Here is an 18,465-nt window from a genome sequence, read left to right as displayed (position 1 = left end):
ACCCGACCTTATTCCCACTTCAATTCATCCCCAAAATCATTTCTTGAGGTTTCAGATTCGAATTGAGAAAAATCCACATCTGCCATCAGATCATTTTTCACATGGTCTACCACATCATTGAGCGCTTCTACAAATTTGAAAAAATCCTCCTTGTAAAGAAAAATTTTATGTTTTTCATAATAGAAATTATCATCCCTCATCTTTCTTTTACTTTCAGTGATGGTGAGGTAATAATCATTGGATCGGGTGGACTTCACGTCGAAAAAGTAAGTTCTTTTTCCTGCTTTTACCTTCTTAGAGAAGATTTCTTCCCTGTCATTTCCTTTGTTATCTTCCACAGTGCAAAGTTTAGTTATGTTTACTGCAAATAATCAATCAGCAAGATAAATGAAATACCTATTGAAATTCAAACAAATTTTAAGTTTTTTTAACACATACCAAAATTAAATAAGGTAAATGGCTTAAACTCAAAGGAAATCATTCATGAAATTATTTCAAAATAGCCAAAAATAGTCAATTGACCCTATTCCCCATGCAAAAACTGCTTTCTGGCCAGTAGAATCTCTTCAGATTCTCGGTGGTCAGGATCATCTACGCAACAATCAACAGGGCACACTGCAGCACACTGTGGTTCCTCATGAAAACCTGTACATTCCGTACATTTATCGGATACAATATAGTAAAACTCGTCAGAGACGGGTTCTTGTTTTTCGTTGGCATCAATCACTGTACCGTCTGGTAGGGTAACTTCCTTCAGGTTGGTTCCACCTCCCCATGTCCATTCAATTCCACCTTCATAAATTGCCGTATTGGGGCATTCTGGTTCGCATGCACCACAATTGATGCATTCGTCTGTAATCATAATTGCCATATCCTTTGCTCTTTTATTCTTTAAACTTTGTTCAAAATTACTAACCATTTAACAATCTACCAATACAAAAGTTGTTGTGCTAAGTAATTTTTATTCATTCCACTTTAGCAAGGCATGCCTTTCGTTTGGATTCAAATAAATATCTTTGTGTCTCAAATGTAGGAATATGGTACTTAAAGAAAGGATAGAAGCCTTTGTGAAGTTAAAGGAAAGGATTGTGAATCTTCAGGAAACTGAATTTATGCATTTGGCCAGCAAGATTGAAAATTCCAATAATTGGTTTACACCAAATGAAACCAAAAAGGCACTTGATGGGATAGGCTACATGCTGGAAGAAGAAAAATTAAGAAATTGGCTTTCCAAATATTTTTTTCAAGACCAGGCTGGACCAAAAAATGTAGGCGTATTGATGGCTGGAAATATACCTGCTGTGGGATTCCATGATTTTATGTGTGTTTTGTTGAGTGGACATAGGGTCCATGCGAAACTTAGTTCTTCCGATGGAGTTTTGATTCGCTGGCTAGCTGGAGAACTTGTTGGCATAGAGCCTCGGTTTAGTGAAAATATAATCTTTGAGGAGATGTTGAAGGGAAAGGATGCCTACATCGCCACTGGAAGTGACAATTCTGCCAGGTATTTTGAATATTACTTTGGCAAATATCCGTGCATCATTCGTAAAAACAGAACCTCTATTGGGGTGTTGAATGGAATGGAATCGGATCATGATTACAAAAGTTTGGCAGAAGATATTTTTACCTATTTTGGGTTGGGATGTAGAAATGTATCCAAAATTTATCTGAAGAATAGAGATCAGTTACCTGCATTTATGGATGCCATTCAATCTTATTCGGAGGTTGGAAATCACCATAAATACCGCAATAATTACGATTACAATAAGTCCATTTACCTAATCAATCAGGTGGATCATTTGGATAATGGCTTTTTGTTGGTCAAAGAGAGTGAGGAGTTGGTGTCTCCAATTTCAGTATTGTTCTATGAAATTTATAATGATTTTGCTGACTTAACTGAAAAAATAACAGGGAAAGCTGACAGCATCCAATGTATGGTAAGTAAAGAGGCTTGGTTTCCGAATAGTCTTCCATTCGGAAAAGCCCAGTATCCTGAAGTCAATGATTACGCAGACCAAGTGGATACTTTGGCCTTTTTAACTTCTTTATAGGTTGACCACAGCGCTTTCTTTTGGCTCATCGATGGTTTCTTGATCCCAAGGTAGTTCAAAGCTGAAGATGCTGCCCTCTTTAGGTATGCTTTTGATTTCTAACCTGCTACCGTTTTTATGGATAAAATCCCTGGCCATAATTAAACCAAGCCCATTGCCGATTTCTTTCTGACTTCCTTTTGTGCTGATTGATTCCCCTGAAAGTAATTTTTCCAAATGCTCTTCTTTGATACCTTGACCTGTATCCGTCACCGATATTTTTATTTTGTCAGCTCTGATATTGGCGTTGATACGAACTGTATCTCCTGTTGAACAAAATTTGATTGCATTTCCAATCAAGTTTCTGAGGACCAATTCAATCATATCGATGTCTGCGATGACCATGATGCCATCAGGTACTTCATTGATGAAATGGATATTCTTTTCTTTGGCAGCATTTTCGAAAAACTTCATTTGCTTGCTTACCGAATAAAAGAGATCCATTTTCTCCTTCACCACACCTTCTCCTTTCAATTGTTTTCCTGACCATTTCAATAACTGATCCAGTAGGTTGGAGGCCTCTTTGATGTCCTTGGTCATATCAGGTAAAATATCAAAGAACTCTCTTTTTGATATGACTCCCCTAAGGGTCATGTGAAGAATTTCTTTGATACCTTGAATAGGTCCTTTAAGGTCATGAGAGATCACTGAAAACAATTTATCCTTCAATTGATTGAGTCGTACCAATTCCTCTGCCTGTTTAAACAACAGCTCCTGTTGCTTCTTTTCTTTGGTAATATCTTCAAACAACAACAGCAGGCCTATATATACGCCATTTTTTTCGGTCATGGGAACAGATTCGACCAGGATGTATTTGGTTTTCCCCTCGTGTTTAAATTGAAAGCCATTTTTTGCTGCTTTCCTTTCTAATATTGTGCTGTGCAATCCTTCATAATGAAGGACATGGTAGAGCACATCTTTGCCAAATAAATCTTTAGTGCAAAAAGGCAGTATTTTGAGGAGAGATGGATTGATTTCTATTACCTTATTCTGATTATCCAATACCATCAATCCATTGCTCATGGAGTCAATCACTTTTGACGTAGCAATTGGTAAAACATTAAATAAAGAGTTGTTGATAAAACTACCCCCAACGATGAGAAGAGAAAGGATAAATGCAAAGGGAGTAATGTCAATTTGACCAAAAGGCCGGATATCAGCAATATAGGTTATGTTAATCAACCACGGCAAACAGGCTGCCACCAATAAAGTATAAGCATGTGGTCGGAATAAAGGATTGAGGTATTTTAATCGGAAGATTAAGGTAAATGTGCCTAAGGCAAACATGATGTAAAAAATAAATACATGTATGTAATACCAAACTCCCGGGGTGGTCCTTAACAGGGGAACTATCCCACTTGAGTCCAATGCAACTGTTTCGTAGTAAAGCAGATGATATTCATTAGTCGCAATGATCAAGTAAGATATGACCGGAAAAAAGAAAATAAGCCCCAGCCATCTTTTAGAAAGGAAGAATTCCTTACCGGAAAATTCAATACAAAAGATCAGCCAAAAGGCAGGTATCAAATTGATGCCCAAATATTCGATCTTTTTCCAAAAAAGCATTTGCTCATGCGTGTTGCTGGCCAATTCAAACCCATAGCCCAAAGACCAAATGGCCATCGCCACAATGGTGAGAGAGAGCCAAACCAACTTACTTTTCTTTTGTTTCAATACAGCAAAAGCCAAAATCATCAAGACAACCGATGCAAAAAATAGCACGACGGTTAACGGGTACATAGTATATGCCATTTAAGGGTGATTAAATGAACTTAAACAAATCAAACAATTAAAATATCAAACAAATAAAGAAATAATTTTTCAATAATTTACAATTATTTTATAAATAAATTATTGTTTGTGTAAAATAATATATCGATTTAATCTAAAATGCAATATATAATATCTGAAATGCTTTTTCTTCGATTTGTTTTGATCCGTTAATTAATTCCTCCGTCAAAGGCTAAGGTTTGATAAATTGTAAGTAAAATATAACTTACCATTAAGGTGAGGAAATTTACCGTTTATACAGTTATTTGACCATATTATGGACCCAAAAAAGAATGATTCTTCTATTTACTTTCCTACCCCTTTTGAACTTGCGCTCTGGCTAACGCTACTAACTTTAATACTTGCCATTTTTCTAACCAAGCCCGGTGAATTATCCTATGTACAGTATGGTACTGAAGTGTTGGGATTTTGGAGGATCGGTTTTTGGGAATTATTGGATTTTACCCTGCAGATGGTTTTGATTTTAATCTTCGGGCATGCATTGGCCCTTTCACCCATCATCCAAAAATGCCTGAAAAACCTAGCGTCATGGCCATCTAATCAAATCCAAGCCACATTTCTTGTGGCTGCAGGGGCTTTGTTAGGAGGATATTTAAATTGGGGATTCGGGCTGATTTTGGGTGCAGTTCTTGCCAAGGAAGTTGGCGCCCAAGCCAAATTGAACCGACAACCAATAAATTACGCGCTCTTGGCTGCCAGTGGGTATTTGGGTATGATGATTTGGCACGGCGGATTATCAGGCTCAGCACCGCTAAAAGTGGCAGAAAATGGACATTTTTTGATGCAGGAAATAGGAGTAATACCTATCGGAGAAACGCTGTTAAGTCATTTTAACATGAGTATAAATGCATTAATTCTGCTTGTTTTGGCAATTTTACTATATCTGATGGCAAAATACAGCCGATCCGATTCGTGGCCCAAACCAACCTTATCTGATGGGGGCCATAAGCCATCCACAAAATCCGGTAAGGGAGGAATTTGGATCGGGATGCTTATGGTAATTTCTGGTTTTCTGGCAATTTTACAGGACTTCAGCTATGATTTGGCTTTTATCAATCTCAATTACATCAACTTCATGTTGTTTGGTTTGGGGTTGATCAGTCATCAAAACCTGACTGATTATGTCAAAGCAATCCAAACCGCTTTAACTGGTGCTGCGGGCATCATTTTACAGTTTCCTTTTTATGCGGGCATTCTAGGGATATTTAAATATTCAGGTTTGTTGGTAGCTTTGGGAGGCTTTTTTGTTACATTTTCAAATGCAGATACCTTTCCTATTGTTACCTTTTTCAGTGCCTCCCTTTTCAATTTTTTTATCCCATCCGGCGGCGGGCAATGGGCTATTCAAGGGCCTGTAATGATTGAGGCGGCCAAAAACTTCGATTTGGAAATACCAAAAATGATTATGATCATGGCCTATGGAGATCAAGTAAGCAACATGTTACAACCTTTTTGGGCCCTTCCGTTGATGGCCATAACTGGAGTGACTGGAAAAGAGTTGTTTAAATATACTTCGATTTTCTTTTTGGTAGGTACATTGGTATTCCTTTTGGGTATTCTTATATGGTTTTAGAAGAATAAAATACGCTTTTAAGGACTTACCACTTCTCATTTTACCCTAATTTTCTATCTTTGCCAACAACAAAAAATAATCAAGCGCTTAACCAACAAATCTTTTCAAATGGCTTTCGATATAGAAATGATCAAGGCAGTCTATGCACAGTTTCCCAAACGCATTGCTGCTGCAAGAAAAACGGTAAACAAACCTCTTACCCTAACAGAAAAAATATTATACAGTCATCTGACGGAAGGTGAAGCTTCTCAACCTTATCAAAGAGGGATATCCTATGTGGAATTTCAACCTGATAGGGTGGCCATGCAGGATGCGACCGCTCAGATGGCATTACTTCAGTTCATGCAAGCCGGTAGGAGTAAAGTGGCTGTACCATCCACTGTTCACTGTGATCATTTGATTCAGGCTGAAATCGGAGCAAAAACCGACTTGGCAAAAGCCAAAGATAAAAATAAAGAGGTTTATGATTTTCTCTCCTCTGTTTCCAACAAATATGGTCTTGGATTTTGGAAACCGGGTGCAGGTATCATTCACCAAGTCGTTTTAGAGAACTATGCTTTTCCAGGCGGTATGATGATCGGTACGGATTCACATACTCCCAATGCTGGCGGATTAGGTATGATTGCCATCGGCGTGGGCGGGGCAGATGCATGTGATGTCATGGCCGGGTTGCCTTGGGAGTTGAAATTCCCAAAACTCATCGGCGTCAAACTTACCGGGAAATTGTCAGGATGGACTTCTGCTAAGGATGTCATATTAAAAGTAGCTGGGATCCTGACTGTAAAGGGAGGAACCGGAGCAATCGTAGAATATTTTGGAGAAGGGGCAAGATCACTATCTGCCACAGGAAAGGGAACCATCTGCAATATGGGAGCTGAAATAGGAGCCACTACCTCAATTTTTGGGTATGATGAAAAGTCAGAGGCTTATCTTAGAGGCACAGACCGTTCAGACATCGCTGATTTGGCCAATACCATCAAGGATCACCTAAATGGGGATGATGCTGTCTATGCTTCACCTGAAATTTACTTTGACCAGGTAATAGAAATAAACCTGTCAGAACTCGAACCCCATATCAATGGTCCATTCACTCCGGATTTGGCCTGGCCTATATCCAAATTTGCCGCTGCAGTGAAAGAAAATGGGTGGCCTGCAAAACTGGAAGTGGGCTTGATCGGATCCTGTACCAATTCCTCTTATGAGGACATTTCAAGGGCTGCCTCTCTTGCCCAACAGGCCGTGGACAAAAAACTCTTGGCTAAATCTGAATTCACCATCACTCCTGGTTCTGAACAGGTAAGGTATACGGTGGACCGAGACGGTTTTTTGGATATTTTTGATAAAATGGGAGGTGTTGTTTTGGCCAATGCCTGTGGTCCCTGTATTGGACAGTGGGCTAGACACGGTGCTGATAAACAAGAGAAAAACTCCATCATCACCTCTTTTAACAGGAACTTTGCCAAGAGAGCAGACGGTAATCCGAACACACATGCTTTTGTGGCATCTCCAGAAGTGGTCACGGCATTAGCAATCGCAGGTGATTTAACCTTCAATCCTATGTTAGATACGCTTTTGAATGAAAGTGGAGAAGAGGTCAGGTTGGAAGAACCCAATGGACTTGAGCTTCCTACTAAAGGTTTCGCCGTAGAGGATGCAGGTTATCAGGCCCCATCTGATGATGGCAAAGTGGTAGAAGTAATCGTCGATCCTCAATCTGACAGACTACAACTTCTGGAGCCTTTTCTACCTTGGGAAGGAACAGACCTAAAAAATCTGAAATTATTGATAAAAGCAAAAGGTAAGTGTACGACAGACCATATTTCCATGGCTGGTCCTTGGCTAAGATACAGGGGGCATTTGGACAACATTTCCAACAACATGCTAATCGGAGCGGTCAATGCTTTCAATGACTCTACCAATACCGTTAAAAATCAACTTACAGGTGAATACGGAGAGGTTCCGGCTGTGCAACGTCAGTACAAGTTGCATCATGTAGGATCTATTGTGGTAGGTGATGAAAATTATGGTGAGGGTTCATCCAGGGAACATGCGGCCATGGAACCTCGATTCCTTGGAGTAAGGGCAATTTTGGTCAAATCTTTCGCAAGGATTCATGAAACGAACCTCAAAAAGCAGGGAATGCTTGCATTGACTTTTGCAGACCCAGCGGATTATGATCTTATTCAGGAGGATGATAGCATAGATATCCTAGGTTTGACCATGTTCGCTCCAGGGAAGTCCCTTAAAGTGGTTCTTAATCACTCTGACGGCAGTAAAGATGAAATAACAGTAAACCATACGTATAATCAAGGCCAAATTGAGTGGTTTAAGGCCGGCTCAGCCCTTAATTTGATCAAAGCGCAGAATGGTTGATCTATTTTAAATTTTAAGGTTAAGGCCGCAAGTTAAATTGCGGCCTTTTTTCTTGTTTTTTAATATTTTTTCCTATTTTGAAAGCCTTTAGAGCCTACCATGATTACCCCTTTAACTGTTAAACTCAGAAAGACTGGAGGAGCTGGTTTTTTGCTGATTTTTTGTTTTTTATTGTACTCGGTTGCTACCCATGCCCAAGTGGTGGAATCCGATGAAAGACCTTTGTTGTATAGTGAAGATGGGATCAGTTTTTCCAAAGATTCACTTTTCTTGATGAACTTACGGTTCCGAATGCAAAACCGAGCGGGCTTCAATACAGTAGGAGGGGATGAGTTCGGAATAGAAGCCTTTGAAATGAGGGTTAGAAGGTTAAGGCTGAGATTTGACGGTTTTGTGATGCACCCCAGATTCCAGTATTATATCCAATTGGCTTTTTCAAAGGCAGATCTTGATTTGGAGGTGGGGAGTATTGCCCAGCCTGTCAGGGATGCGATTTTGTATTACTCAGTAAGTGAAAATTTTTATGTGGGTTTTGGTCAATCTAAACTGCCAGGGAATAGACAAAGGGTAATCAGTTCCGGTAACCTTCAATTTGCCGATAGATCCTTGGTCAATGCGTTGTTTACCTTGGACAGGGATTTTGGTTTTTTTGGATACTATTCCATCAGAACAAAAACGGAATCTATTTGGATGATAAAAGGTGCAGTGACCACAGGAGATGGAAGGAATGCTTCTGGTGTTAATGATGGTTTGTCCTATACGGGTAGGCTGGAATTTCTGCCATTTGGGTCATTTTCCAATAGCGGGGATTATTCTGAAGGCGATCTTGAATTTGAAACCAACCCAAAACTTTCACTGGGACTCTCCTTAAATAAAAACTTTAAAGCCATTCGAACCGGTGGACAATTGGGTGCTGAATTGTTTGAGTCAAGGGACATGGGAACCCTTATCATTGATGGTATTTATAAACATAAGGGCTGGGCTGTACAGGCAGAATTTCTGAGCAGAAGTGCCACAGATCCAATTACTGAGAATGATTTGGGAGAGATCAGATATATAGTAACAGGTCATGGACTTAATACCCAATGTAGTAAATTAATATCCCATAAGTCAGAATTTGCCTTACGGTATTCTTTTGTAGTACCTTCCGAGCAGATACAGGCCTTACAACAGCGAACAGATGAAGTGTTGTTGGGGTACACGCGCTATCTCAGCGGACATAGAATTAAGGTGCAGGGAAATGTAGGTTACCGATGGTTGGATGGCTTGGAAATACTCTCTAATGCAGGGAATACATGGACAGGGATGTTTCAGGTGGAATTCGGAATTTAAAGCATTACCAGTGGGTACATTTAGGTCAAAATAAATTTATACAACAAAAAATTTGTTATAAAAAACAAAAAAGTGTATGTTTGGAGTCAATTGTTTGAATGTACGCTTCTTTTATGTTTTTATGGAACCGTACGCTTAGTCACCTAAATTATATTTTATCATTTGATCCTCTAAATGAAGGAAATAGGCATTAATAGTATGTTTAAAAAGATGGTCTTTGAATCTTCAGAGATGGTCTTTTTAGCTGACGACACTTTTCCCTATGGCATTTTTTATTCCAATTCCTCCTTTGAAAAACAAATTGGGAATTATCTGGAAGAAAACTCCCTAGTCGGTCTGGGCTTGGATGTGAGTTCTTATATTTTTAAAGAAGAAGTCTTCATATCTTTCCAAGGGAAAGATTATATCTTTCAACTGGAACTTCCTGAAGAGAATGGCACTGATTTTTTCGTTTTTTATAAAGGGAAAGAAACGGATAGGCAAGTATTGCCAGAAAAACAGGAGATCAAATTGTTTTTCGATAACAGTCTGGACATCATTGCCATCGGTCAGGAAAATTTTCTGACCTGGATCAATGAGGCCGTACTCAGCGTCCTGGGTTATGAAAGAGAAGAGTTGATCAATGAAAATATTTGTCAATTGCTCCATCCAGACGATGCGAAATCCGGGGAAGATTTTCTGAGAAACATCAAAAAACAGTCCCTTTTAGACACCATTTCCACCCGGATGAAAAGCAAATCAGGTGAGTACGTATGGATAGACTGGAAGGTAAAGTACACCAAAGGCAAATACTATGGTGTGGGTAGAGATGTTACCAAAGAGAAGGAAATTCAAGAAGCCAGAGAGTGGCAAAACCAATTGTATAGATTGGGAGAAAAAGTGGCAAAACTGGGGGTTTATGAGATTAATCCACATGATAAGTCGGTTCATTGGAGTAGTGAATTATCTAAAATCTTAGGAACCACCTATCCTAACCCCATTTCGCTGGAAGCTTGGCAACAATACTTTGAAGGAAAGGACAGAGAAAGATTCAGTACGGCCATAAATCACTTACTTAAGGACGGAAAATCATTTGATATCAAACTGCAGGTGAAAGCAGGGGAGGAAGAGGTCAAATGGGTAAGGATTTTGGGTAATGTGGAAATCAAATCAGGGGTGGTTTTAAAAGGGTTTGGGACTTTTCAGGACATTACTTCAGAGGAAGAAACGAACGCTGAATTGGGTATTTTTAAGGAGATGTTTGATCATTCTCCGGATGCCATACAGATCATCAACCCGGGAGGAAGAATTCAGTTCCTAAATATGGAGGCCAAGAGAAGGCTTCAATTGAAAAATTTCGTTCCAGGCCAATTGCACATTGGTGAGGTGGAGCCTGTTTTTGCAGAAAAATCTTCATGGGAGTCTCATAAAGAGCAATTGAGAAAATACCAGTCCCTTCTGATCCAAGGCTCTCATAAGAAAAGCGATGGCAGTGAATTCCCCATTGAAACCAGCGTCAATCTGATTGAGGTGCAGGGCAAAGAGTTTATTTTGGCTTTCTCAAGGGATATTTCCAAAAGGGTAAAACTTGAAAAATCCCTTCAGGAAACCTCTGAATTCCTTAAGCGTTTAGCTGATCAGGTTCCTGGTGCGCTATATCAATTTGTCCTCAATGAAGAGGGTAAAATGGAATTTGCCTACCTGAGTCCGGGAATCAAGTCAGTTCTCGATTTGGGTGAAGATGAATACCGCCACTTTAATGACATTTCATTTGCCATTTCCAAAATCTATCCGGAAGACCTTCCGCACATCATGATCACCACGGTAGCTTCAGCCAAAAAAATGGAGCCTTGGAATTGCCAGTTCAGGGTTAAAAAAGGGGACAGTTTCAAATGGGTGATGGCTGCTGCCAGACCTGAGCTTCAAGAAAGTGGCAATGTGGTATGGTACGGGTACATCACAGATATTTCTGAACTCAAAAATTTTGAATACAAATTAGAAAAAGCTAAGCTATCTGCTGAGAAAGCCAATCAGATTAAATCCGAGTTCCTTTCTATGATCAGCCATGAACTCAGAACACCTCTGAATGCGATTGCGGGCTCGGTTTATTCCCTCCTTCAGGATGACCATTCGGACACCCAAAAAACATCCTTAAATACCATCAATTTTGCGGTAGACAACTTGATCATCATGATCAATGATTTATTGGATTTTCAGAAAATAGAAGCCGGTAAACTGAGTTTGGAATACCATCCGGTAAATATGAGGGTCTTGGTGGAACAAGTGGTAAAGGGATTGGAATTTCATGCCAAGGACACAGGAAACACCCTAACGCTGCACCATGTTGAAGAATTGGATATCGAGGTGAAAGCAGATAAAGTCAGGGTGGCTCAAATCCTTAACAACCTAATTACAAATGCCCTGAAATTTACCCAGAAAGGACAGGTAGATGTAAGGGTTAAAATACTCAATGAAAATGAAAATCGAGCAAGATGTTACTTTGAGGTAAAAGATTCTGGGATAGGCATTGCCAAAGAAAATCACCACAAAATTTTTAATGATTTTGATCAGGTCAGGCATAGTTTCAGTAAAAAATATGGTGGAACTGGTTTAGGGCTATCCATCACCAAAAAACTCCTGGAGAGGATGGGAAGTAAAATCGAGTTTGATTCGGAATTAGGAAAGGGATCCGTCTTCTTTTTTGAGCTGGATTTGGAAAAAGTACCGAAATCAAGTGAAGGTAACAAACCAGCTGGAATAGATCCATCAAAAAAAGTGAATAAATTAAAGCTGCTAATGGCGGAAGACAATGATGTCAATGCTTTGGTTTTAGGAAAAATTTTGAGAAAATGGGGACATGAATATGACCGAGTAGAGAATGGGCAAGAGGCAGTAGAGGCTGTCAAAAAGAACAAATACGATCTGATTCTAATGGATATTCAAATGCCTATCATGAATGGATTTGAAGCCAGTCAGGTCATTAAAAAAACAGTAAATGTACCTATTATTGCCCTTACAGCGGCTTCTAAACTAGAAATCATCCAACAGATTGATTTAAATGAATTCGATGGATTCATATCTAAACCCATAGACGGCCAGGAATTGCACAAAAAAATATTCGAGATTCTACAGGCAGCCAATCACAATTTCTGAGCCTGTTCCAGAAATCTTTTGGTAAGGGGGATTTCGGGATCTTTTTGGTACACATCTTCCAAATAGACCATAGCTTGGTCTTTTTCCCCTTTAATAACATAGTAAATCCCCTTGTTTCTTAAAGCATACAGATTCTTGCTGTTTTGCCTCAAACTAAAGTTGATGTCTTCCAGACCTTTCTCGGGTTGGCCAGCAAACAAAAGGTAAAGCCCTCTGTTGTTATAAAAATAAGCCTGACCGGGATCTTTTTCCAGGGCTTTCTCAACCCAAAATAGGGCAGCTTCATAATCGGATTTTTCAAAAGCAATTTGAGATCTAAGGTTGTAAAGATTGGCCTCTTCAGGATTTATTTTTTCTGCATTTTCCAAAATTTCCAAGGCTTCATCCAGCTTTCCTGTGTAAAATAAGATGGTGGCCTTGTTGACCAGAAGATCAGGGTTATTGGGTTGCCGAAGGATGGCTTCTTCAAAGTCATTCAATGCTTCAGCATATCTTTTCAAGGATTCATGGACCAATCCTTTCAAAAAGTACCCTCTATATCCATTTTGATCTAATTTGATGACTGCTTCAGCATCTTCCAAGGCTTTGTATTTTTCACCTAAATCCAAATGGGCCCATCCCCGCTGAAAGTATGCGTCAAGGTATTCAGGTTTGTTGGAAATGGCGTTTGTAAAATCGGAAATAGCCATTTCTGATTTGGCTAATTGGCTATGGGCTATCCCACGGTTATAGTATGCCTCAGCAAATGTGGGGTCAATTTTTAAAGCTTCCGAATAGAAGCTGATCGCTCCTGTAAGGTCGTTTTCTTGGATTTTTCCATTTCCTTTCAACAAAAACCTTCCTTTTTTGTCCTCCTGACTATCACAAGAAAAGAACATGAAAATTGAAACACAAATAACTCCCAGTCTGTATACCTTCATATTTACGTTGATTTCTCTTCACCAAACAAAAAAGCGTAAGGTTTGGTTGACTCACTCAATTCAAAAATACGTCGCATGATCGCCATAGTAGGAATAATCAGAATCATGCCGATCACGCCCCATATTGCTCCGCCGACCAAAAGGCCAAAAAATGTCACAAATGCATTTAAATTGACATTGTTACCCACGATTTTGGGAGTGAGGAAGTTGCTTTCGATCAATTGAATGATGGTAAAAATACCAACCACAGCAATGGGATAAAACAGACTGTCTTTGGTGAGAAAAGCAAAAATAAATGGAAGAATCGCACCCAAAAAAGGACCTAAGTAGGGAATGATATTTAATAATGCTGCAAACAAACCAAAGAATAAAGCATGTTTGATACCCAAGGCATACAGCGCCCCTGTATTCAACACCGCCAATATAGCCATCACTTTAAACATACCAACAATATACTGTTGAACCAATTTTCTAAGTTGTAGAATTTCTGATTTTACAATTTTGGTATCCTGATCATGAAAAAGCTTAGCTACAAAAGTGGTGAGGTGATCCCTATACAATAAAAAGAAGAAAACGAATACAGGAATGAGTATTAAACTGGTCATGGAACCTACCGTATTCAGCAAAAATTCGCCTAAAGTTCTACTGTTTGATTCTACCATTTCGATAATTTGAGACTTGTCAATCCCATTTCCGATACCTGTGTTCAAACCATAACCGGATAAAAAACCATCGATATCTTTAAGGTAATTATTGAGTCGGTCACTGACATTATCCAAATCTTTGGTAAAACTGCTTACTTGAAGAATGACCAAAGTGATCAATCCGGCTACAGTAGCCAGGCCCAAAAGCAAAGATAGGATGATGCTAAGTATTCTAGGAACTTTCTTTCTCTCTAGCCATCCACTCAAGGGGGTAAGTATGACTGCCAAATAGCCAGATAAAAACAAGGGAACCATAATCCCTCGACCTATAATTAGTATAAATACAATAACAATTATTAATAAAAGAATAAATAATACAGTTATGTATCTTGGTAATATTATTTTTTGCATAAAAATAATTTTTGGAACGAATCTTGTTTATATTTAGGTATAAAAGTAAAATAAATTTACCACTTAAACCTTAATACCATGTCAAATAACCTTAAGATTAAAGGAAACTGGAATGTCCTGAAAGGAAAATTGAAAGAAAAGTATGGAGTATTGACTGACAATGACCTAGCTTATGAAGAAGGTCAAGAAGACCAACTTTTGGGAAAACTGCAAAAGAAAACCGGAGCAGCGGAAGACGAGTTGAAAAAATTTCTGTTTGAAGATTAAACAATTTCAATAAAAGCCCTTCGGGGCTTTTTTTTTTCAAAAGAAATTTAATACAAAATGTATGTACGCCATGATGCCAGTAAAATGGTAATTCAATTTAATTCTCGCCACCAAACTGAAATTTCCCGTAAATCCCTGCCCGACGACAGGCGGGTGACTTCTGAATTCCGACTCTTTTAAAGGAGAATATAGGATTAGTGGCAAAGAAATGGATAACCATATAATATACATTGAGTTTTTTTTACAACCGATTTTTCGATAAATACCGGACTTAAAGCTACCTAAACCCTAGGACAAAAATCAAGTTTATTCTTTGTGGTAGATAAGCTTTCACTGTGTATATTGCTTTCATTATAACCCTTCAGCCTGCCAAATGCCTCACCAGGAAAAATTTAAATGGATATTGATTTCGTTTGTAGTCAGTATCATATTGCTGGTAGTCAAGTTTTATGGATATTATGTTACCCAGTCAAATGCGATCCTTACAGATGCGCTCGAAAGCATTGTTAATGTAGTTGCTTCCGGATTTGCTTTTTACAGCATCTACCTTTCTTCCATGCCTAGGGATGAAAACCATCCATATGGACACGGTAAAATCGAATTCTTCAGCGCAGGACTAGAAGGTGTTTTAATCATTCTAGCAGGCTTATTTATTATTTATCAGTCTATTTATACTTTAATTTTTCCAATACAACTTACTGCTTTGCCTTTAGGAATGGTTTTGGTGGGTTTTTCTGGATTGGCAAATGGGCTTTTGGGGTATTTGTTACTCAAAAAGGGAAAAAAATTGAACAGCTTAACCTTGGAAGCAGACGGTAAACATGTTTCCACGGATGCCGTCAGTAGCTTGGTCTTGTTGCTAGGCATTGGTCTCATGTATTTTTCCGGGTATTATTGGTTGGACAGTTTTTTGTCCCTGTTATTTGCCACCTATATTTTATACAATGGATATTTTTTGGTTCGCAAATCTGTAGCAGGCCTAATGGATGAAATCAATCCTGCAAACTTACAACCAGCCGTTAAACTGCTGAACAAACACCGAAAAATTACTTGGATAGACATCCATAACATGCGGGTGCAACAATATGGCGGAGACCGGCACATAGACCTTCACCTTACATTGCCCTATTATTTTAATTTGAGACAGGTACATGATGAAGTGGAAAACGTTGAAGATGTTTTGGGAAATCAGCTTCCCGGAATGGTCGAAGTTTTCATTCACGCTGACCCTTGTATCCCAGAAAAATGCTGCCATTATTGTATGGTCAAAAACTGCCCGGTGAGAAGATCCCCAAATTCGGTGAAAATTAAGTGGACCTCGGAATTGATGGCTAAGAATCAAAAACATTACCATGAAACCACGGAAAACCCCTGAACAGACGAAATAAAAATGATGATATAAAATATTCTAATAATTATAAATATCAGGAAGTGATTCTCTTTTTCATCATGCTCACTTCCCTTAATTATAAATTGAGGAAAATTCAATTGACTGCTTTTTTTTGATATGCCTGTTAAACACCTTAAAATCAATGGATTGATAAGAGAAATTATCCACAAAAAAATTGCTTTCAAATAAAAAAAAGTGTAACTTATCCACACATTAAATCTAAAAAGCTATGAACGAGGACAAACAATTCAGATTATTTCTGGCCATTTCAGCTGTTGTTTGGTTAGTGCTCGTTGGATTTATTTTTATCATCTAACTTGGCTAGCCTATGTTAAACCATTACAATAAGTTTTTTCTAGAATGAATAGAACAATGAAAAGGGTGCAAATATTTTGCACCCTTTTTTCATATTTTTAATCCTGCTCTTTTCAAGAGCGCATCAGGTCTAGGTTCCCTTCCTCTAAATCTTTTGAAAAGTATTTTTGGATGCTCCCGTCCTCCTGCTGCAAGGATGTTCTTCCTGAATGATTCTGCGGTTTCCTGGTCAAACACCCCTTTTTCAAGAAAGAGTTCAAATGCATCCGCATCCAGCACTTCCGCCCATTTATAACTGTAATATCCAGCTGCATATCCTCCTTGGAAAATGTGTGAAAACGAAGTACTCATCAAAGTTCCAGGTGTTACCGGCAATAGATCCGTTTCTCCCATCACCTGTTTTTCAAATGACACAATATCACCTATCATTTCCGGATCAGTACTGTGGTATGCCATGTCAAGCAATCCAAAACTGATCTGTCTAACAGTTTGATAACCTTGTTGAAAATTAGATGCCTGCTTAATTTTTTCAACCAAATCCAGAGGGATCTTTTCTCCTGTTTTATGGTGCTTGGCAAACAGATCGAGACAAGTTTTTTCGTAACACCAATTTTCAAAAATCTGTGAGGGCAACTCGACAAAATCCCAATACACACTCGTGCCGGATAAGGACTCATAGGTTCCATCTGCCAACATACCGTGCAAGGCATGGCCAAACTCATGGAACAAGGTAGTAACCTCATTGAAAGTCAAGAGGGAGGGAGTTGTTTTGGTAGGTTTGGTGAAGTTACAAACGATGGAAATTTGTGGCCTTGAGTCTTTTCCGTCCTGTTTGTATTGTCCTTTGTAACTGGTCATCCATGCGCCGTTTCTTTTTCCACTTCTAGGAAAAAAATCCGCATAAAAAACGGCCAAGTGCTTTCCATGCCTGTCTAAGACCTCGTATGCAGTCACATCTTTATGATAAACAGGTATTTTTATATTGGGTTGGAATTGTAGTCCGAAAAGTCTATTGGCTGTTTCAAAAACGCCAAGAATCGTTGCATTCAGTTCAAAATAAGGTTTAAGGACTTCGTCATCTATCTGGTACTTCTCCATCTTTAGTTTTTCCGAATAATAGGAGAAATCCCATTTTTGCAATTGATCCAACCCATCGGTTTTTAAAGCAAATTCCTGCAATTCTCTAATTTCTTCCAGCGCTTTGGGTTTTGCTTTAGCCAATAGATCTTTTAAGAAACCAAGCACCTTTTCTCCACTTTCAGCCATCCTTTCTTCCAGAACAAAATCCGAAAAACGATTGTATCCAAGTAGTGTTGCACGTTCATGTTTCAGCTTTAAAATCTCCTTGATAATCTGCTTGTTGTCCAACTCATCACCCTTGTTTCCCTTGGTGTTATAAGCCATGAACAAGGTCTCTCGGAGCTGCCTGTTTTTTGCATATGTCATAAACGGAACGTAACTAGGGAAAGCCAGCGTGAAAACCCATTTGCCTGTTTTGCCTTTTTCTTCGGCTGTAAGGGCGGCAGCATCGATGACCGTCTCCGGTAAGCCCTCCAAGTCTTTCTCTTCCTCAATGACCAATTCGTATCGGTTTGTTTCAGCCAATACATGCTCCCCAAATTGCAGGCCCAACTGGGATAAGTCTTTGTCAATTTCTCTTAATTTTTGCTTTTCTTCAGGGTTTAGGTTGGCGCCATTTCGGATAAAGGACTTAAATGTTTTTTCCAATAATGTGTGTTGTTCTGCATTCAGATTTAATGTTTCTTTTTGATGGTAAATTTTTTTTACCCTTTCAAATAGATCTTCATCCAACAGAATATCATTGCTATGGGCCGTCAATAAAGGAGATATTTCCCTTGCTAAGGATTGAATGGTTTCATTGGTTTCTGCTGCATTTAGATTGAAAAAGATGGACGCTATCCTATTCAACTTTTGGCCTGACAGATCCATTGCAGCAATTGTATTTGAAAAATCAGTTTTTTCTTTCGTTTTGATTTTAGCTATCTCTGATTTTGCCTCTTGGATGGCCGACTGTATGGCTTCAAGAAAATGTTCATTTTTAATCTTATCGAAAGGTGGGGTTTCAAAAGGAGTATTAAATTTTTCCAACAATGGATTCATGGTAATGATAGTTTTTGTCATTTAACTTCACAATTACTTCAAAGTTATAGAATTGAATCCAGTAAAGAATGTTAAAGGAGAAAAACATTAAATGGAGCATGCAATC

General features: G+C 38.8%; 13 protein-coding genes. 7 read left to right on the top strand and 6 right to left on the bottom strand.

Annotated features, from left to right (window positions below; genetic code table 11):
* Window positions 1–8: 8 nt before the first annotated feature.
* Both H1A14_RS18320 and H1A14_RS18315 read right to left on the bottom strand, forming a co-directional pair.
* The gene (locus H1A14_RS18320; protein ID WP_194777746.1) at window positions 9–338 is read right to left on the bottom strand and encodes a DUF3276 family protein; all 330 of its coding nucleotides are present in this window, start codon (window positions 336–338) and stop codon (window positions 9–11) included.
* 185 nt (window positions 339–523) lie between these two features.
* A complete protein-coding gene (locus H1A14_RS18315; protein WP_194777745.1) occupies window positions 524–871 on the bottom strand; it encodes a 4Fe-4S dicluster domain-containing protein in 348 nt (115 codons plus the stop codon).
* Window positions 872–1,037: 166 nt separating this feature from the next.
* Between H1A14_RS18315 and H1A14_RS18310 the strand changes: the two genes are divergently transcribed.
* Window positions 1,038–2,051 carry an acyl-CoA reductase gene (locus H1A14_RS18310; RefSeq protein WP_194777744.1) on the top strand — a complete coding sequence of 338 codons (1,014 nt, stop codon included), beginning with the start codon at window positions 1,038–1,040 and terminating at the stop codon, window positions 2,049–2,051.
* Here the strand turns inward: H1A14_RS18310 and H1A14_RS18305 are convergent.
* Window positions 2,046–3,842 (bottom strand): sensor histidine kinase, encoded by a 1,797-nt coding sequence (locus H1A14_RS18305; RefSeq protein WP_194777743.1) that lies wholly within the window; start codon window positions 3,840–3,842, stop codon window positions 2,046–2,048. The two genes, H1A14_RS18310 and H1A14_RS18305, sit on opposite strands and share 6 nt — an antisense overlap.
* A 295-nt stretch (window positions 3,843–4,137) precedes the next feature.
* Here H1A14_RS18305 and H1A14_RS18300 point away from each other — a divergent pair, with 295 nt between their 5' ends.
* The 4 genes from H1A14_RS18300 to H1A14_RS18285 all read left to right on the top strand — a co-directional run bounded on the left by H1A14_RS18300 (window position 4,138) and on the right by H1A14_RS18285 (window position 12,291).
* Entirely contained in the window at window positions 4,138–5,454 is a 1,317-nt protein-coding gene (locus H1A14_RS18300) for a TIGR00366 family protein (protein WP_194777742.1), read from the top strand.
* A gap of 108 nt (window positions 5,455–5,562) precedes the next feature.
* On the top strand, window positions 5,563–7,827 hold the full coding sequence (locus H1A14_RS18295; RefSeq protein WP_194777741.1) for an aconitate hydratase: 2,265 nt from the start codon (window positions 5,563–5,565) through the stop codon (window positions 7,825–7,827).
* 99 nt (window positions 7,828–7,926) lie between these two features.
* Complete coding sequence (locus H1A14_RS18290) at window positions 7,927–9,159, top strand: porin (RefSeq protein ID WP_194777740.1); 1,233 nt, start codon at window positions 7,927–7,929, stop codon at window positions 9,157–9,159.
* 198 nt (window positions 9,160–9,357) lie between these two features.
* Entirely contained in the window at window positions 9,358–12,291 is a 2,934-nt protein-coding gene (locus H1A14_RS18285; protein WP_228527864.1) for a PAS domain-containing hybrid sensor histidine kinase/response regulator, read from the top strand.
* Here the strand turns inward: H1A14_RS18285 and H1A14_RS18280 are convergent.
* A complete protein-coding gene (locus tag H1A14_RS18280) occupies window positions 12,279–13,211 on the bottom strand; it encodes a tetratricopeptide repeat protein (protein WP_194777738.1) in 933 nt (310 codons plus the stop codon). The genes H1A14_RS18285 and H1A14_RS18280 overlap by 13 nt on opposite strands.
* 2 nt (window positions 13,212–13,213) lie before the next feature.
* On the bottom strand, window positions 13,214–14,266 hold the full coding sequence (locus H1A14_RS18275) for an AI-2E family transporter (RefSeq protein ID WP_194777737.1): 1,053 nt from the start codon (window positions 14,264–14,266) through the stop codon (window positions 13,214–13,216).
* A gap of 78 nt (window positions 14,267–14,344) precedes the next feature.
* Between H1A14_RS18275 and H1A14_RS18270 the strand changes: the two genes are divergently transcribed.
* Together H1A14_RS18270 and H1A14_RS18265 are read left to right on the top strand one after the other, a co-directional pair.
* Window positions 14,345–14,533 carry a CsbD family protein gene (locus tag H1A14_RS18270; RefSeq protein ID WP_194777736.1) on the top strand — a complete coding sequence of 63 codons (189 nt, stop codon included), beginning with the start codon at window positions 14,345–14,347 and terminating at the stop codon, window positions 14,531–14,533.
* A gap of 373 nt (window positions 14,534–14,906) precedes the next feature.
* Entirely contained in the window at window positions 14,907–15,908 is a 1,002-nt protein-coding gene (locus H1A14_RS18265) for a cation diffusion facilitator family transporter (RefSeq protein ID WP_194777735.1), read from the top strand.
* Window positions 15,909–16,328: 420 nt separating this feature from the next.
* Here the strand turns inward: H1A14_RS18265 and H1A14_RS18260 are convergent, their stop codons facing one another.
* Complete coding sequence (locus tag H1A14_RS18260) at window positions 16,329–18,359, bottom strand: M3 family metallopeptidase (protein WP_194777734.1); 2,031 nt, start codon at window positions 18,357–18,359, stop codon at window positions 16,329–16,331.
* Window positions 18,360–18,465 lie beyond the last annotated feature (106 nt).

It is taken from the genome of Pararhodonellum marinum (assembly GCF_015354735.1).
GTDB lineage: Bacteria > Bacteroidota > Bacteroidia > Cytophagales > Cyclobacteriaceae > Pararhodonellum > Pararhodonellum marinum.
This window is presented reverse-complemented; position numbering and strand designations above follow the sequence as displayed.

Bases quoted from the DNA above. Each gene is read 5' to 3' on its own strand.
- H1A14_RS18280 (WP_194777738.1), bottom strand. From the start codon at position 13,211: ATGAAGGTATACAGACTGGGAGTTATTTGTGTTTCAATTTTCATGTTC.
- H1A14_RS18260 (WP_194777734.1), bottom strand. From the start codon at position 18,359: ATGAATCCATTGTTGGAAAAATTTAATACTCCTTTTGAAACCCCACCT.
- H1A14_RS18275 (WP_194777737.1), bottom strand. From the start codon at position 14,266: ATGCAAAAAATAATATTACCAAGATACATAACTGTATTATTTATTCTT.
- H1A14_RS18305 (WP_194777743.1), bottom strand. From the start codon at position 3,842: ATGGCATATACTATGTACCCGTTAACCGTCGTGCTATTTTTTGCATCG.
- H1A14_RS18315 (WP_194777745.1), bottom strand. From the start codon at position 871: ATGGCAATTATGATTACAGACGAATGCATCAATTGTGGTGCATGCGAA.
- H1A14_RS18285 (WP_228527864.1), top strand. From the start codon at position 9,358: ATGTTTAAAAAGATGGTCTTTGAATCTTCAGAGATGGTCTTTTTAGCT.
- H1A14_RS18265 (WP_194777735.1), top strand. From the start codon at position 14,907: ATGCCTCACCAGGAAAAATTTAAATGGATATTGATTTCGTTTGTAGTC.
- H1A14_RS18310 (WP_194777744.1), top strand. From the start codon at position 1,038: ATGGTACTTAAAGAAAGGATAGAAGCCTTTGTGAAGTTAAAGGAAAGG.
- H1A14_RS18300 (WP_194777742.1), top strand. From the start codon at position 4,138: ATGGACCCAAAAAAGAATGATTCTTCTATTTACTTTCCTACCCCTTTT.
- H1A14_RS18270 (WP_194777736.1), top strand. From the start codon at position 14,345: ATGTCAAATAACCTTAAGATTAAAGGAAACTGGAATGTCCTGAAAGGA.
- H1A14_RS18290 (WP_194777740.1), top strand. From the start codon at position 7,927: ATGATTACCCCTTTAACTGTTAAACTCAGAAAGACTGGAGGAGCTGGT.
- H1A14_RS18295 (WP_194777741.1), top strand. From the start codon at position 5,563: ATGGCTTTCGATATAGAAATGATCAAGGCAGTCTATGCACAGTTTCCC.